Source organism: Serratia sp. CY76391, from assembly GCF_052166695.1.
In the GTDB taxonomy this organism is placed as follows: Bacteria; Pseudomonadota; Gammaproteobacteria; order Enterobacterales; family Enterobacteriaceae; genus Serratia; species Serratia nematodiphila.
In genome coordinates, this window is sequence record NZ_JBJNOJ010000001.1 from 431,358 (window position 1) to 445,793 (window position 14,436).

The window sequence follows — 14,436 nt, forward strand, 5'->3', positions numbered from 1 at the left end:
AAGGTGGCGCGCGATTGGCGCTAACTCAATGAAATCACTCTTCACTATAGACGCTAACTCCCTATCGTGCGTCGCCATGCCTTCAAGGATGCTGATTGTCGCCCGCGCCCAGCGCGCGCTGCATGATGTGGGTGTCGCGCCATTCCCCCAGCTTGAATCCCACGGCCTTTAACGTCCCGACGCTGGTAAAGCCGAGCGACTGGTGCAGCGCCAGCGAGCCGCGGTTGGCGGCGGAATCACCGACGATCGCCAGCATCTGGCGCCAGGGACCTTGCTCGCAGCGGGCGATCAGCGCGCTCAGCAGCGCCTTGCCGACGCCTTTGCCCTGCTGCCCTTCGGCGATATACACCGAGTCTTCCACGGTAAAGCGATAGGCCGGCCGGGGGCGATACGGCGTGGCATAGCAGTAGCCCATAATACGGCCTTCACTTTTCGCCACCAGCCAGGGCAGCCCGGCTGCTTGCACCTTGGCCAGCCGCAGCTGCATTTCCGCCCGCGTCGGCGGTTGTTCTTCAAACGAGGCGGCTCCGTGCAGCACGTGGTGGGTGTAAATACGCTGCACGGCGGCCATATCGTCCGGCGTGGCATCGAGGAGGCTGAGTACGGGAGCGGAGAGCGTCATGGTGATGGCTGTTTACCTTGAAAATCAGCGGGTAAACGCCATTATGCGCGCCGTTCGCCGCCGGGGTAAATCGGGTTTTCTTATGGTGAGATAAGAAAACCCTATGGGAACGTTCGCCGCGCATCGGTCAGGGTAGAAAGGCTGAGGGGGCAAGAGCGGAAAGATAAGAAATCGGTGGCGCTTGATAGGCAAAAGCCCAGCTGGATGGCTGGGCTTCGCAGGTCCCTGAAAGGGAGGGTATAGCATAAGGGCCTTTATCGGCTACGGCGATAATTTCACCTGATTTGTCTGTTTTGTCAACAACAGCTTACTGGTCAGAACAGCATATTTTTGGCATTGATCGACTTAATGACGGCGCGTTGTATGTCAGCAACAAGCTCGCGCGACAGACACTGGGTAAGAAAGCCTCTCTCTTTACGGGCTCTGTTCAGCCGTTGGCGGCTGACTTGCTGCACCAGATCGCCCTTTGCCCAGCGGGTTTGCGGATGAAAGAATCTCATATCTTCGATGAGTTCACGCGTAATTTCGATGTGCAATCCCCGTTCGATCTTGTTCGAATCTCTGGCGGTCGACAGCGGTACGATAATGCAGGCGTTGCCGTTAATTTTGCCATTTAACACAACAACTAAACGGTTCTTCACCATTTCTGGTGGAATGTGGCCATCATAAAAGCCGGCTTCATGCGGTTGGCAGACTGATAGGGGAGAGTTGCCATAGTTGCACTCAAGAATTTCCCCGACCTTGGGGGCAAATTTGATCGGCATCGAGACACTCCTTTGTTGTGAACAATCCGTGTTATGGAGGAATGAGCATGCGGGCGTTTTGCTTTTAGAGAAAGGTGTGGCGTAAGGAAACGGGGAATGAAAGTGAAATATTGCGGATTCGTACGCAGAATCCGCCTTGATGGTGGCCGAATTTACCAGCCTTTCACCGCGCCGCCGTTGAAGATTTTCTCGGCGGCCTTGGCCACTTCGTCCGACTCATAGGCCTTGATGAAGTTCTGCACGTTCGGCGCGTCCTTGTTGTCTTCGCGCGTGACGATGATGTTGGTGTACGGTGAGTCTTTATCCTCGATGAAGATGCCGTCTTTGGTCGGCGACAGGCCGGTCTGGTTGATGTAGGTGGTGCTGATGACGGCGACGGTGACTTTCGGATCGTCCAGCACGTGCGGCAGCTGCGCGCCTTCCAGCTCCATGATCTGATAACGATGCGGGTTGGCGCTGATGTCCAGGGCGGTAGGCAGCAGCCCCTTACCAGGCTTCAGGCTAATCAGCCCGGTTTTTTCCAGCAGCAGCAGGGCGCGCCCCAGGTTGGTCGGATCGAGCGGGATGGCGATCACCGCGCCGTCCGGCAGCTCTTTCAGCGATTTTATCTTTTTGGAGTAGCCGGCCATCGGGAAGACGAAGGTATTGCCGACCGCCACCAGCTTATAGCCGTGATCTTTGTTTTGCTGTTCGAGGAATGGGCGGTGTTGGAACACGTTGGCGTCCAGTTCGCCCTTGTCGGTGGCGTCGTTCGGCAGCAGCGAGCCGCTGAAGCCGACCAGCTCGACGTCCAGCCCATATTTCTCTTTCGCCACCTGCCTGGCGACTTCCGCCACGTCCTGTTCCGCGCCGTTGATGACGCCGACTTTGATATGGTTTTGGTCGGTTTTTTGATCGCAGCCCTGCAGCGCCAATACGGCGGCGAAGGCCGCCGCCAGAGGGGTGATACGCCAGCGTAAGGTCATCGAAGTCTCCCTGAAAAGAACAATAAAATCAGTTGGTTTTTGTTCTTACAGCTAAGCCTGAACCGCCGATGAAGTCAAACACTCGTTCAGCATAAACGGCTATAGCTTATAGCCGTTATACGGCGGGGAGTTATCGGCTGAGCGAACGCAGCACCACGATGCCCGGCGTAGCCATCACGTAATCCATAAAGGGCGAATCGACCACCCGCATGTTGGCTTTGCGCGACGAGGCGTTGCGCAGCACCGGGCCGTTATCGGTCATCACGAAGATGCCGGTGTGGGTCACGTCCAGCCCGGCGAGGTTGGTGTAAATGCCGATGTAATCGCCGGTGCGCAGTTGGGCCAGCACCTTGTCGTCGACGCTGTCGCTGGGGATATAGGTCACGCTGCGCTGTACGTCGGGCAAGCCGGGCAGGTAGCTGCCGCCGTCCGCTTTGCGGTTGAGGGTTTTCACGAGGGTGACGGCGTGCGGGCTGAGCTGCGCGGTGATGTCTTCGGCCACCTGGTGCGGCCGCTGCGCCCAGTCGGTGAAGAAGTGTTTGCGCTGCGGGAAGGCGATTTTGCCGTCGACGTAGCGAATGTCTACCAGACGCTGAACGAACTCGGTCTCGCTGCGGGCGGCGCTGAGCGCTTCCACATAATCGATGTAGGTGAAGCAATCCAGCCCGCGGAAGTCGATCACCAGTTGCTCGGGCGTGCTCTGCGAGCCGATCAGGCGGTTGGCGAGGTAGGGCGTGCCGAGGAATTCGCGCGAAATCAAATCGACGGTGCGGCCATGCGGCTGAGCGGCGGGCCAACCGGCGCGCAGCGCGAGGATCTCACGCAGCTTGTTGCGGGTGCTGGCGTCCATCTGCGGTTGTAGGTTCTGCGGCGAAACGGCGGCGTCAGTCGACGGCGTTGCGGGGGTGACGGCGGTGGGGCGATCGGCGCATCCGCTCATGGCGATAGCTAACATCAGTAATATAGCCTTGTTCTGGTTCATACGGCCCTCCCTGGGTGTCGCTGGCTTATCAGAGTAAGTGATAACAGTTCTCATCCGATGGTAGGGGTTAAAAAGTAAACATAGCCTCAATGAGGCCCGATAAATCAGTAACCGATTTCGTTATTGAACGGCAAATACCAGAACAGCGCGATCTCGTGATCGGCGATCTCCGGCTCGGCGCGGTACAGCAAACGATCGATGCCGCCGAGAATAAACCCGTAATGCTGGTAGCAGCGGCAGGCCGCCAGATTGTTGTTCTGCGTTTCGAGCATCATACCTGAGGTTTCCTGCTGCCGCGCCCACTGTTTGGCGCAGTCCAGCAGCGCCCCGGCGATGCCCTGGCGGCGTGCATGAGCGCTGACCGCGATCTCGTCGATCAGGGTGTAGCCGTTCCAGTTTTTGCTCAGCGTGATGTGGCCAACGGCGTCGTTCTGGCGATACGCCAGGAAGGTCACGCTGTCTTCGTTGGCGAACGGCGCCAGCGGATACTGCTTGCGAAACGGCGCCACCGGGCGGGTTGGCCAGCTGTCCACCGGGCTGTCGAACTGCGGCAGGGCGTAACAGGCGATAGTGAAGCTGAAATCGCCGCGGGCCAGATAATCGTCGGGCAACGTCTCAATGGCCGCGATGCGGATGGCCGGGGTCATTACGGCAGCTCCCGCAGCAGACGCGCCGGGTTGCCGGCGTAGATCCCCTTGCGGGTGATGTCGCGGGTCACGACCGCCCCGGCCCCGATCACCGCGTCGCTGCAGATCTCCACCGCCAGGATCGTGGCGCCGGAGCCGATGGACACCCGATCGCCGATGCAGGTGCGCCCCCAACTGGCCGGATCGGCATTGGGCGCGCCCTCTTTGAACAGATCGTTGGCGAAGGTGACGCCATGGCCGACAAAGCACGCTTCGCCGAGGGTGACGTATTCGCAGATAAAGCTGTGCGACTGAATTTTACTGCGCGCGCCGATGCTGACGTGGCGCTGGATCTCGACGAACGGGCCGATGAAGACATCGTCGCCGAGCCGGCAACCGTACAGATTGCAGGGTTCGATCACGGTAACGTTGCGCCCGGCTTCGACGTCGACGATCCCCGCCTGGCGGGTGGTGATAACGGATGACATGACCTTCCTCACAGCCTGGTTTTCATGGTGGGAGTATAAGACAAAGCGCCGCGGCGTTGCGCTTTCCGCACGTTTTTTCGCCGAAAGACTATAATTAGTACAGGGGAGAGAGCCCCGTGGCCGCAATCCTCGCACGGGTAGCAGTCCGTCAGAGGTGTGAAATTCGTTCGCCGATCGCGGCCTACGGCGAGATTGGAGGTGTCTCATGGTCAGTCATGTTTGGGGACTTCTGGCGCATCCCAGCGCCGAGTTCGAACAGATCAAAAGCGAGAATGAAAGCGTCTCGCACCTATACACCCATCACGTGTTGCTCTTGGCAGCCATCCCGGTGGTCTGCGCCTTTATCGGCACCACCCAGTTGGGCTGGCTCTCCGGCGAGGGACATGCCATCAGGCTCGACATGTTTACCGCGCTTTATACCGCCGTGGCGTTCTACCTGCTGATGCTGGCGGGCGTAGCGGCCATGGGGAAAGTCATTCACTGGATGGCGCGGCGTTATGAATCGCGCCCCAGCCTGCACCGCTGCATGGTGTTCGCCGGCTATGTGGCGACCCCGATGTTCCTCAGCGGGGTGGTGGCGCTTTATCCGGTCGTCTGGCTGTGTCTGTTTGTCGGCATTATCGGCCTGTGCTATTCGGGCTATCTGCTGAATCTGGGGATCCCGCACTTCCTGAATATCGACAGTAAGGAAGGGTTCATCTTCTCCAGCTCGACCTTCGCTATCGGCATTCTGTTGCTCGAGCTGCTGCTTGGGGTGACGGTGCTGCTGTGGGGGTACGGTTCCTGGTTGTTCTGAGTTAACGGCTGTTGTTGTCGCCCCCGCGCCGGTGGAACGGCGCGGGGGCTTTTGCTTTTATGCGCGGCGGAAAACCAGCATCACGCCGAGCACGATGCCCGCCATCCCCAACAGGCTCAGCGCGGCCAGCGCGTGGCCGAGCAGCAGATAATCCAGCAGGGCGGTCACCACCGGGATCAGATAGAACAGGCTGGTGACCTGCACCAGGTTGCCGCGCTGGATCAGGCGATACAGCAAGAACGTCGCCAGCACCGAGATCACCACCGCCATCCACAGCAGCGGCAGCACGAACTCAGGCCGCCAGTCGACCCGCAGCGGCTCAAACGGCAGCGCCAGCGTACACATCAATAGCCCGATGGCATACTGCAGCGGCAAGACCGCCAGCGGCGGCTGCGTCATGCCCTTTTGCAGCAGGGTGCCGGCGGTCATGCTCCCCAATGCGATAAAGGCGAACAGCATGCCGCTCGGCGAGAAATGAGCCACCATCAGGCTTTGGTACACCACCAGCGTGAGCCCGGCCATCGCCAGCGCCAGCCCGAATGCGCGCAGCCCGGTGCAGCGCCGTTCGGTGATGAACTGGGTGAGGATCGGCTGTACGCCGAGCAATGTGGCCAGCACGCCGGGCGTAATGCCCTGTTCCAACGCCAGCAGATAGCAGATCTGATAGCTGCCGATCATCAACACGCCGATCAGCGCGACGCGCCGGCGGGTGCCGGGGGCGGGCAGGCACTGGCGCCGCCACAGGCCGATGGCCAACAGCACCGCCAGCGCGATGGCGCAGCGGAAGAACAGAAAAGCGAAGGCGGAGGCGTGCTCCAATCCCCAACGGGAGAAGATCGCGCCGCTGCTCCAGAGCAGGACGAACAGCGTAGCCAGGCCGGCATTGGCCCAGAGAGAAGGTAATCGCATATCAATTTCACCTGTCGTGAAAATTACAGGCTCCGGCGCGCGCGGCGGTCTACGCCTGAACGCAACAGATCACTAAGCCGGAGGTAAAAAGTCGGTTTGGCTTAACGCACAACCACAAGGCGTGGCGGGTAAGCGGCAACCGCAGAAACGACAGAAGAAATGGCGGGTGGGGCGGAGGAAGCACACAGCAAAACGACGGCCGGAACGGTCGCGTTTGTCGGATCTGTGCTGTGCGCCAGGTAGGTCATGTGAGTTCCTGAAAACCGTGAATGAAACCAGTCGCTTCAAACATAACCAAGTTCAGCGGGGCGTGCAATCCGAAATCACAGAGACATTAATGATAATGGAAATCATTATCATTAATAAAAAGGTGTGCTATGTTGCTTTAACCACGCCGTTTTGACGCAGGGCGCGGCTTGCCCTCTGCCTTGCTTCACGCAACGCGTGCGGCATAAGAGTTTGTGATTCGCTTTTGCAGAAGGCGAGCAATCGTGGTAAAACACTGATATGTTATAATATAACAATTTATGCATGATGAATTCAGCTCACGACATCCTCCATGTTGATGGAGTTAGCCTGACCGGACACGGCGGGGCATTGATACTCGACAACATCCATTTCGCGCTCCGCGCCGGTGAGAAGCTGGCGGTGATCGGCCCCAACGGCAGCGGCAAGTCCAGCCTGTTGCGCACCCTGATCGGCGAAACGCGGCCGGACAGCGGCGGCATTTACTGGCGAGGGCGCGCCTTGTCCGCGTGGCCGGCGGCGGAGCGCGCCAGAAGCATTGCCTTTCTGGCGCAAAACGATCTGCCGGATTTGCGGCTGTCGGTTGAGGATTACGTGGCGTTGGGCCGTTTACCGCATGGCGAACGCTCTGCGACGGGAAAGCGCATCGTTGACGAGGCCATCGGGGAAACCGGGCTGGCGCCGCTCAGGCACCACCCGTTAGGGCGGCTCTCGGGCGGCCAGCGCCAGCGCGCCGCACTGGCCCGGGCGTTGGCGCAGTCTCCCGACTTGTTGTTGCTGGATGAACCGACCAATCATCTCGATCCGCCCGGGCGCTCGGCGCTGCTGTCGTTAGTGAAAAATAAAGATATCGCCGTGATTGCGGTGCTGCACGATTTGCCCGTGGCGGAGGCGTTTGCCGATCGGATCCTGGTGCTCAACGAAAGCCGCCAGGTAGCCTGTGGTACGCCCGAGGCGGTGTTGCAGACCCCGGTTATTTTGCCGGTGTTCGGCATGAACAGTTTCAAGGTGGCGCACCCCGTCAGCGGGAAAACGCTGCGTATTTTTGACGTTCCCCATTGCGCTTGATAAACCAGAGAGAAATATGAACACACGCGTATTCCCCCTGCTCCTGCTGCTGGCCGGCGGGGCGGCGGCGGCCGAAAAATTTCCCGTCACCGTAGACAGCTGCGGTTCGCCGATCACCTTCAACCAGGCGCCTCAACGCGCCGTCATCAACGACATCAACATGGCCGAGATGGCCTTTGCGCTCCATCTGCAGGATCGCATTGTCGGGCTGACCGGCATCACAGGCTGGTACAAACTGACGGCCGACTTCAAGGCGGCGATGGGCGCCATTCCCGAACTGGCGCCGAAATATCCCGCTTTGGAAACGTTGCTGGCGGCGCAGCCGGATTTCTTCTTCGCCGGCTGGAATTACGGCATGAAGATCGGCGGCGACGTCACGCCGGAGAAGCTCGCCCCGTTCGGCATCAAAACGCTGGTGTTGAGCGAGAGCTGCGTGCAGGCCGGCGGGCGGCCGCAGAAGGCCGATATGAACCTGCTGTATGACGATGAGCTAAAGCTCGGCAAGATTTTCGGCAAGCCGCAAGAGGCAGCCGCGTTGGTTGAAGGCTGGCGGCGCCGGTTGGCTGCGCTGCCAGTCAGGCCGGCGGGTCAGACGCCGCTTAAAGTGTTCGTCTATGACTCGGGGGAGGAGAAGCCTTTCACCAGCGGCAGATACGCCATGCCGACGGCGATCATCGAAGCGGCGGGCGGCCGCAACGTGATGGACGGTTTGCCGGCGAGCTGGACGACGGCGTCCTGGGAGGCGGTGGCGGCGGCCGAGCCCGACTTCATTATTCTGCTGGATTATCAGACCGGTTCGGGGGCCGATGCGCTGCGGCGCTTCCTCGAGTCTCACCCGTTGATGAAATTGACGCCCGCGGTACGGCACCATCGTTATCTGAAACTGCAGTATGCGGAGCTGACGCCGGGGCCGGCCAACATCGGCGCGGTGGAAAAGCTGGCGCGGGCGCTGTACGCGCCGGAGGCTGAATGAACTCGCCGACCCGGCGATTTATGCTGCTCGCGCCGCTGGCGCTGTCGGTATTGTGTGGGCTAATGATCTGGAGCCTGCAGCTGGGCAGTGTCGCGCTGTCATGGCGACAGGCGTTGGCGGCGTTAGGGCTCGGTTCGGCGCCCCTCTCCGGCATGCTGGATACCATCGTCGTGCAACTGCGAATGCCCAGAGCCCTGTTGGCGGCGTTGACCGGCGCCGGGCTGGCGATGACCGGCGCGTTGCTGCAGACCACCACCCGCAATGAGCTGGCCGATCCTTTTCTGTTTGGGCTCTCCTCCGGCGCCTCCGTCGGCGCGGTGCTGGTCATCACGCGCTTCGGCGATGCGCTGGGCGCGCTGACGTTGCCGCTGTCCGCTTTCGCCGGCGGCATTTTGTCCGCGATGGCGGTGATGATCCTGTTTCGCGTCAGCCGGGTCAGGCGCGCCGAGCAGCTGATCGTCTGCGGCCTGGCGGTCTCGTTTTTGTTCAGCGCGCTCACCAGCTACCTGGTGTTTTCCGGCGATCAGCGGGCGGCCGGTTCGGTGTTGTTCTGGTCGCTGGGCGGGCTGGGGCTGGCGCGTTGGGATAATCTGTTCATTCCGCTGGCGAGTTTCGTGCTGCTGGCCGGGTTTACGGCGCTGCGTTGGCGGGCGCTGGACGCGCTGCTGGCGGGCGAGCACACCGCCCATTCGATGGGGGTCAACGTGGCGCGCCTGCGCACCGAGACCTTTCTGTGCTGCGCATTGTCTACGGCGTTTCTCGTTTCGCTGACGGGCGTGATCGGTTTTGTCGGGCTGATGGTGCCTTATCTGGCCCGGCGCCTGGTGGGCGTGCGCCACCGCTTGTCCGTGCCGATGTGCGGCCTGCTGGGGGCGATGCTGCTGACCGGCGGCGATATGCTCAGCCGCAGCCTGATCCCCAATCAGGAGCTGCCCATCGGCATCATTACGGCGGGGCTGGGGGGCGCGTTCATCGTCTCCTTGCTGCTGCGTGCGGAACGCTGAATGGGCCATTGAAGGCCAAGAGGAAGGTGAGGTGGCCCGCGGCGGCAGGCCAATCGGGTGCTCTTAGCGGGGGGCCTCGGCCCAGCCTTTGCGTTTGCTGGTTTTGCCGATGCCGGGGTTGAAGCTGTTGGTCGGATCGGCGGTGCGGTAGAACGCCTGCAGATCCGGTTTGGCGTGGTACAGGTGGCCGACGTTATGCTCCGCCGGGTACTCGGCGCCGCGCCGGTTGAGGATCTCGAGCATCTTTTCTTTCAGTGCATGGCTGTCCACGCCTTTTTTCACCACGTAGTCCTGGTGGAAGACGTGGCACATAAAGTGGCCGTAATACAGCTTATGCACCAACTGACTGTCGATCTCCGGCGGCAGCGTTTCGAACCAGTCGGTGTCGTTGCGGCGCAGGGCGATGTCCAGCGCCAGAATATCCTCCACCTTGTCGGCGTGCACCGCGTGGTAGCGCACCGCGGCGCCGGCGGCGGCGAAGCGGTGCAGGAAGGCCTTTTTGCCTTCGTCAGGCGTGCAGGCGAAGAAGGCGCCTTCGGCCTGGGCGAAATAGTCGGTCAGGTAGCGCTGCGCTTCGTCTACGCCGGGGCCGGCCATCTTCAGCAGCAGGTGGTGTTCGAAACGTTCGCGGTATTCCTTCATGCGCTTTGGCAGGTGGCTCGGCGCCAGATGGCTCAGGCCCTGCATCAGCCGATCGGTCAGGTTGTGCGGCAGCAGCGGCAGCTTGTTGAGGCTGGCGTCCATGCGGCCTTTCAGGGTGAAGAAGCGCGGCATCTGATCGGTGCCGAGCTTGTCGATCATCATGAAGGTGTCTTTGCCGTACACCTCGGCGATGTCGAAGATATCGCGGTGCATGTATTCACCGGCCACCGGCAGGTTTTCGAATTTGCTCAGCATGTGGCGGCGCAGTTCGGTCAGCACCGCGGTGTCGTTGGTGCCGATATAGAACACCTGCTCTTTGCCCTCTTTCTCGAAGGTGTCGAGCCGCACCGCGAACACCGCCAGTTTGCCGGCGCAGCCGGAGGCCTCGTACAGGCGGCGTTTGTCGGCGTTGAAGCGGGAAGGGGTGTCGGCATCGACGTCGCGCACCCGGCTGGCGTATTCGTTATCCGAGGCGCGCAGCTCACCGTATTCGACGTCCTCCGGGCGATAGTCGCCTTTTTCCAGCCGGGTGAGGATCTCTTCCGGCGTGTCGCCAAGCCGGATGCCCAGATGGTTCACCAGGCGCAGCTGGCCGTCTTCCCCTAGCTGGGCGTACAGCGCCATTTCGGTATAGGCCGGGCCGCGTTTCACCAGTGAGCCGCCGGAGTTGTTGCACACGCCGCCAATCACCGAGGCGCCGATGCAAGAAGAGCCGATCACCGAATGCGGTTCGCGGCCGTAGGGTTTGAGCAATTTCTCGAGGTGGTGCAGGGTGCTGCCGGGAAAACCGACCACCTGCTTGCCGTTGTCCAGCACCTGAATATGATCGAGGCGCAGGGTGCTGACGATGACGATGTCGCGATCATAGTCGTTGCCGCTGGGGGTTGAGCCCTCGGTCAGGCCGGTGTTGGCGGCTTGCATGATGACGATTTTGTCGGCGGCCACGCAGGCCTGCAGAATGCGCCACAGCTGCAGCAGGCTGGTGGGAAACACCACCGCCAGCGCCTGGCCTTCGCCGGAGCGGAAGCCCTTGCGATAACGCTCGGTGTTGCGATCGCCGGTCAACAGCTGCGGGCCGCCGACGATGTCCTTGAGCTGATTGATAAACGTCTGATTGCCTGACTGCATGCTGCCTGTCTCCCTGTCATCCCCGTCGCCTTAACCGCGGCGCCGAAGTGCCACGCAATAAGCTAAGAGGCTATCAATTAAATAGCTTATTAAGCTATCAGCTTAGTGGGCTAATGGCTTGTGGGTTTAGTAGCGCTCGGCGTAGCCGGCCCGGCGCTCTTCGTCGCGCAGCGTCAGGATCTCCACGCCGTCGGCGGTGACCGCCACGGTGTGCTCCCACTGCGCCGACAGTTTTTTGTCGCGCGTCACCACCGTCCAGCCGTCTTTCTTCTGCTTGATGCGGCGGTCGCCCTGATTGATCATCGGCTCGATGGTGAACACCATGCCTTCCTGCAGCGCCATGCCGCTGCCGGGTTGACCGTAGTGCAATACCGCCGGCTCTTCGTGCATGTCGCGGCCGATGCCGTGGCCGCAATACTCCCGCACGATGCTGTAGCCGGCCTGCTCGGCGTGCCGCTGGATGGCGTGGCCGATATCCCCCAGAGTGGCGCCCGGTTTGACCGCGCGAATGCCTTGCCACATCGACTCATAGACGTTGTTCACCAACCGTTTGGCCAGCGGCGTCACCTGGCCGATGCAGTACATCTTGCTGGAGTCGGCGATATAGCCGCCGTTTTCCAGCGTGATATCCACGTTGACGATCATGCCGGAACGCAGGATTTTGCTGGCCGACGGCACGCCGTGGCACACCACGTCGTCTACGGAGGTGTTGAGCACATAGGGGAAATCATACTGCCCCTTGCTGGCCGGGCGCGACTTCAACTCTTCGACGATAAACGCCTCGGCGCGGTCGTTGATCTCCATGGTGGAGATGCCTTCGACGATGACTTCATCGAGCATAGCAAACACTTTGGCCAGCAGGGCGCCGGAATGGCGCATTTTGGCAATCTCTTCCGGCGTTTTAATCACAATCTGTTTCACCCGACAATCTCCTTCAGCGTCAGCGCGTTATCTTTCATCATTTTTTTTACCAGTTGCGGGTAAGTCAGTTCCGGATGGAACTCCGCCAGCATGCCGATCCTGATCCAGTACTCGGCCTGCGCGTTGATCGAACGCGTCATGGTCAGGCTGGCGAGGCGCAGATCGTCATGCAGCGCGTCCGAAATTTTTACGATGCCCATTGGCGTCTCCATAAATGAACAATATACGAAGTGTATACGTTTTGGATGGTCGCGATGTGGCATTCTGTGGCGTAAGAAGATTCTGGCAACAACGATTGCCGCCGCCAGGCAATGCGTTTATTGTGATAAACGACTTTTTTGCCATGATTTTTCAGAAGGATTTAAGGCGTGACTAAACTACGTGTTGGGGTGATTTTTGGCGGTAAATCGGCGGAGCATGAGGTGTCTCTGCAGTCGGCCAAAAACATTGTGGATGCAATCGACAAAGAGAAGTTTGACGTCACGCTGCTGGGGATCGACAAACAGGGGCAGTGGCACATCAACGACGCCTCCAACTATCTGCTCAATGCCGAGAACCCGGCGCTGATCGCGCTGAACCGCTCGAACAAGAACGTGGCGCTGATCCCGGGCCAGGAAAAGCAGCAGCTGATCGAAGCGGGCAGCGCCGGCGCGCTGGGCCAGCTCGACGTCATCTTCCCGATCGTGCACGGCACGCTGGGGGAGGATGGTTCGCTGCAGGGGTTGCTGCGCATGGCCAATATGCCGTTCGTCGGCGCCGGGGTGCTCGGCTCGGCGGTCAGCATGGATAAAGACGTGACCAAACGCCTGCTGCGCGACGCCGGGCTGGCGGTGGCGCCGTTCGTCACCCTGACGCGCGCCAACCGTGCCGGGTTCACGTTTGAGCAACTGAGCGAGCGCCTCGGCCTGCCGCTGTTCGTCAAGCCGGCCAACCAGGGGTCGTCGGTCGGGGTCAGCAAGGTGGAAAACCGCGCCGAGTTCGACGCGGCGGTGGCGTTGGCCTTCAGTTTCGATCACAAGGTGCTGGTGGAGTCGGCGATCGTCGGCCGCGAGATCGAGTGTGCGGTGCTGGGCAACGACGATCCGCAGGCCAGCGTATGCGGCGAGATCGTGCTGAGCGACGCTTTCTACTCCTACGACACCAAATACATCAATGAGCAGGGCGCTCAGGTGGTGGTGCCGGCGGCCATCGCGCCGGAAGTAAGCGACCACATCCGCGAGGTGGCGCTGAAGGCGTTCCGCGCGCTGGAGTGCTTCGGGCTGGCGCGGGTGGATGTGTTCCTGACGCCGGACAACCAGGTGGTGATCAACGAGATCAACACGCTGCCGGGCTTCACCAACATCAGTATGTATCCCAAGCTGTGGGCCGCCAGCGGCGTCAGCTATCAGGCGCTGATCACGCGCCTGATCGAATTGGCGCTGGAGCGCCACCAGCAGGATCGCGCGCTGAACAGCTCGGTGTTCGATCGCTAAACGCGGCAGGGGGCGGCGGTGCCGCCCCCGTCCATCACTTCACCGTCACGTCGATATCGCCGAAATACTTCTTCGACAGCGCCGTCACCGTGCCTTGTTGTTTCACTTTGGCGATGGCGGCATCCAGTTTCTTCTTCAGCGCCTCATCCCCTTTGCGCAGGCCGAAGGCAATGCCTTCACCGAGGATCTTGTCGTCGCGCACCGCCTCGCCGACGAAGGCGAAGCCCTTGCCGTCCGGCTGCGACAGGAAGCCGCTTTGCCCCGACGGCGCCATCACCAGCGTGGCGTCGAGCCGACCGGCCGCCAGATCGAGATAAACCTGATTCTGATCCTGGTAAGACACCACATCCACGCCCGCCGGCGCCCAATGGGTTTTGGCGTAAATCTCCTGAATCGAGCCTTGCAGCACGCCCACGTGTTTGCCCGCCAGCGCTTTGGCGTCCGGCAGCAGGCCGCTGCCGGCCTTGGCGATCAGGCGGTTCGGCACCTGATAGATGGCGTCGGTAAAGGCGATCGCCTGGCGCCGCTGTTCGGTCACGTTCATCGCCGAGTTGATGGCGTCGAACTTGCGCGCCTGCAGCGCCGGGATCAGGCTGTCGAACGAGGTTTCCACCCAGCTGCATTGCAACTGCGCGGCGGCGCACACCGCGTCGCCCAGTTCAATGTCGAACCCTTCCAGTTTGCCGCTGGCGGATTTGGATTCGAACGGCGGATACAGCGCTTCCAGGCCGAAGCGCAGGCTGTTTTCCGCCGCCAGAGAAGAGCCGGCGGCCAGCAGGCATCCGGCGGCGAACAGCGTTTTCAAAGCTTTCATAGGCAGTGCCCCTTTC

General features: G+C 60.9%; 16 protein-coding genes. 5 read left to right on the forward strand and 11 right to left on the reverse strand.

All coding sequences use genetic code 11. The features are described 5' to 3' along the window. Window positions 1–82 precede the first annotated feature (82 nt). The 6 genes from ACJ8PN_RS02305 to ACJ8PN_RS02330 form a co-directional block, all read right to left on the reverse strand. Complete coding sequence (locus tag ACJ8PN_RS02305; RefSeq protein WP_351107088.1) at window positions 83–622, reverse strand: GNAT family N-acetyltransferase; 540 nt, start codon at window positions 620–622, stop codon at window positions 83–85. Window positions 623–936: 314 nt separating this feature from the next. Further along, on the reverse strand, window positions 937–1,386 hold the full coding sequence (locus ACJ8PN_RS02310; protein WP_442534568.1) for a type II toxin-antitoxin system PemK/MazF family toxin: 450 nt from the start codon (window positions 1,384–1,386) through the stop codon (window positions 937–939). 152 nt (window positions 1,387–1,538) lie between these two features. Further along, window positions 1,539–2,351, reverse strand: a complete 813-nt coding sequence (locus ACJ8PN_RS02315) for a MetQ/NlpA family lipoprotein (RefSeq protein WP_015377051.1) — start codon at window positions 2,349–2,351, stop codon at window positions 1,539–1,541. A 130-nt stretch (window positions 2,352–2,481) separates the two neighbouring features. Beyond that, window positions 2,482–3,333: a DUF1460 domain-containing protein gene (locus tag ACJ8PN_RS02320; RefSeq protein WP_442534569.1), complete on the reverse strand. Its 852-nt coding sequence runs from the start codon at window positions 3,331–3,333 to the stop codon at window positions 2,482–2,484. 104 nt (window positions 3,334–3,437) lie between these two features. Continuing rightward, the gene (locus ACJ8PN_RS02325; RefSeq protein ID WP_171453548.1) at window positions 3,438–3,980 is read right to left on the reverse strand and encodes a GNAT family N-acetyltransferase; all 543 of its coding nucleotides are present in this window, start codon (window positions 3,978–3,980) and stop codon (window positions 3,438–3,440) included. Further along, complete coding sequence (locus tag ACJ8PN_RS02330; RefSeq protein ID WP_171453549.1) at window positions 3,980–4,447, reverse strand: acyltransferase; 468 nt, start codon at window positions 4,445–4,447, stop codon at window positions 3,980–3,982. Before ACJ8PN_RS02330 ends, ACJ8PN_RS02325 begins: the two co-directional genes overlap by 1 nt. Window positions 4,448–4,652: 205 nt before the next feature. On the opposite strand from ACJ8PN_RS02330, the gene ACJ8PN_RS02335 reads away from it, so the two are divergent. Further along, entirely contained in the window at window positions 4,653–5,243 is a 591-nt protein-coding gene (locus ACJ8PN_RS02335) for a Yip1 family protein (protein WP_033633836.1), read from the forward strand. A gap of 57 nt (window positions 5,244–5,300) precedes the next feature. Here ACJ8PN_RS02335 and ACJ8PN_RS02340 read toward each other — a convergent pair whose 3' ends face one another. Then, the gene (locus ACJ8PN_RS02340; protein ID WP_442534570.1) at window positions 5,301–6,152 is read right to left on the reverse strand and encodes a DMT family transporter; all 852 of its coding nucleotides are present in this window, start codon (window positions 6,150–6,152) and stop codon (window positions 5,301–5,303) included. Window positions 6,153–6,749: 597 nt separating this feature from the next. On the opposite strand from ACJ8PN_RS02340, the gene ACJ8PN_RS02345 reads away from it, so the two are divergent. Genes ACJ8PN_RS02345 through ACJ8PN_RS02355 form a run of 3 tightly spaced genes read left to right on the forward strand, consistent with a single transcriptional unit; the run spans window position 6,750 to window position 9,443 of the window. Then, window positions 6,750–7,466, forward strand: coding sequence for an ABC transporter ATP-binding protein (locus ACJ8PN_RS02345; RefSeq protein WP_044031702.1), 717 nt, complete (start codon window positions 6,750–6,752; stop codon window positions 7,464–7,466). A gap of 16 nt (window positions 7,467–7,482) precedes the next feature. Further along, window positions 7,483–8,439 carry an ABC transporter substrate-binding protein gene (locus tag ACJ8PN_RS02350; protein ID WP_171453551.1) on the forward strand — a complete coding sequence of 319 codons (957 nt, stop codon included), beginning with the start codon at window positions 7,483–7,485 and terminating at the stop codon, window positions 8,437–8,439. Continuing rightward, window positions 8,436–9,443 (forward strand): FecCD family ABC transporter permease, encoded by a 1,008-nt coding sequence (locus ACJ8PN_RS02355; RefSeq protein WP_351107099.1) that lies wholly within the window; start codon window positions 8,436–8,438, stop codon window positions 9,441–9,443. The genes ACJ8PN_RS02350 and ACJ8PN_RS02355 overlap by 4 nt, the downstream gene beginning before the upstream one ends. A 63-nt stretch (window positions 9,444–9,506) precedes the next feature. Here the strand turns inward: ACJ8PN_RS02355 and dld are convergent, their stop codons facing one another. The 3 genes from dld to ACJ8PN_RS02370 form a co-directional block, all read right to left on the reverse strand. Beyond that, the gene (gene dld, locus ACJ8PN_RS02360) at window positions 9,507–11,213 is read right to left on the reverse strand and encodes a D-lactate dehydrogenase (protein WP_076740453.1); all 1,707 of its coding nucleotides are present in this window, start codon (window positions 11,211–11,213) and stop codon (window positions 9,507–9,509) included. Between the two features lie 126 nt (window positions 11,214–11,339). Then, the gene (gene map, locus ACJ8PN_RS02365; RefSeq protein ID WP_033642282.1) at window positions 11,340–12,134 is read right to left on the reverse strand and encodes a type I methionyl aminopeptidase; all 795 of its coding nucleotides are present in this window, start codon (window positions 12,132–12,134) and stop codon (window positions 11,340–11,342) included. Next, window positions 12,131–12,334 (reverse strand): ParD-like family protein, encoded by a 204-nt coding sequence (locus ACJ8PN_RS02370; RefSeq protein WP_004939618.1) that lies wholly within the window; start codon window positions 12,332–12,334, stop codon window positions 12,131–12,133. The genes map and ACJ8PN_RS02370 overlap by 4 nt, the downstream gene beginning before the upstream one ends. Before the next feature lie 168 nt (window positions 12,335–12,502). Between ACJ8PN_RS02370 and ddlA the strand changes: the two genes are divergently transcribed. Beyond that, window positions 12,503–13,606, forward strand: a complete 1,104-nt coding sequence (ddlA, locus tag ACJ8PN_RS02375; protein WP_015377061.1) for a D-alanine--D-alanine ligase — start codon at window positions 12,503–12,505, stop codon at window positions 13,604–13,606. A 34-nt stretch (window positions 13,607–13,640) separates the two neighbouring features. Here ddlA and ACJ8PN_RS02380 read toward each other — a convergent pair whose 3' ends face one another. Then, window positions 13,641–14,420 (reverse strand): ABC transporter substrate-binding protein, encoded by a 780-nt coding sequence (locus tag ACJ8PN_RS02380; protein WP_046896852.1) that lies wholly within the window; start codon window positions 14,418–14,420, stop codon window positions 13,641–13,643. Between the last annotated feature and the right edge of the window lie 16 nt (window positions 14,421–14,436).

What these genes read in the sequence shown, in the direction of transcription:
- ACJ8PN_RS02305 (WP_351107088.1), bottom strand. Translation starts at nt 622, where the DNA reads ATGACGCTCTCCGCTCCCGTACTCAGCCTCCTCGATGCCACGCCGGAC.
- ACJ8PN_RS02310 (WP_442534568.1), bottom strand. Translation starts at nt 1,386, where the DNA reads ATGCCGATCAAATTTGCCCCCAAGGTCGGGGAAATTCTTGAGTGCAAC.
- ACJ8PN_RS02315 (WP_015377051.1), bottom strand. Translation starts at nt 2,351, where the DNA reads ATGACCTTACGCTGGCGTATCACCCCTCTGGCGGCGGCCTTCGCCGCC.
- ACJ8PN_RS02320 (WP_442534569.1), bottom strand. Translation starts at nt 3,333, where the DNA reads ATGAACCAGAACAAGGCTATATTACTGATGTTAGCTATCGCCATGAGC.
- ACJ8PN_RS02325 (WP_171453548.1), bottom strand. Translation starts at nt 3,980, where the DNA reads ATGACCCCGGCCATCCGCATCGCGGCCATTGAGACGTTGCCCGACGAT.
- ACJ8PN_RS02330 (WP_171453549.1), bottom strand. Translation starts at nt 4,447, where the DNA reads ATGTCATCCGTTATCACCACCCGCCAGGCGGGGATCGTCGACGTCGAA.
- ACJ8PN_RS02335 (WP_033633836.1), top strand. Translation starts at nt 4,653, where the DNA reads ATGGTCAGTCATGTTTGGGGACTTCTGGCGCATCCCAGCGCCGAGTTC.
- ACJ8PN_RS02340 (WP_442534570.1), bottom strand. Translation starts at nt 6,152, where the DNA reads ATGCGATTACCTTCTCTCTGGGCCAATGCCGGCCTGGCTACGCTGTTC.
- ACJ8PN_RS02350 (WP_171453551.1), top strand. Translation starts at nt 7,483, where the DNA reads ATGAACACACGCGTATTCCCCCTGCTCCTGCTGCTGGCCGGCGGGGCG.
- ACJ8PN_RS02355 (WP_351107099.1), top strand. Translation starts at nt 8,436, where the DNA reads ATGAACTCGCCGACCCGGCGATTTATGCTGCTCGCGCCGCTGGCGCTG.
- dld (WP_076740453.1), bottom strand. Translation starts at nt 11,213, where the DNA reads ATGCAGTCAGGCAATCAGACGTTTATCAATCAGCTCAAGGACATCGTC.
- ACJ8PN_RS02370 (WP_004939618.1), bottom strand. Translation starts at nt 12,334, where the DNA reads ATGGGCATCGTAAAAATTTCGGACGCGCTGCATGACGATCTGCGCCTC.
- ACJ8PN_RS02380 (WP_046896852.1), bottom strand. Translation starts at nt 14,420, where the DNA reads ATGAAAGCTTTGAAAACGCTGTTCGCCGCCGGATGCCTGCTGGCCGCC.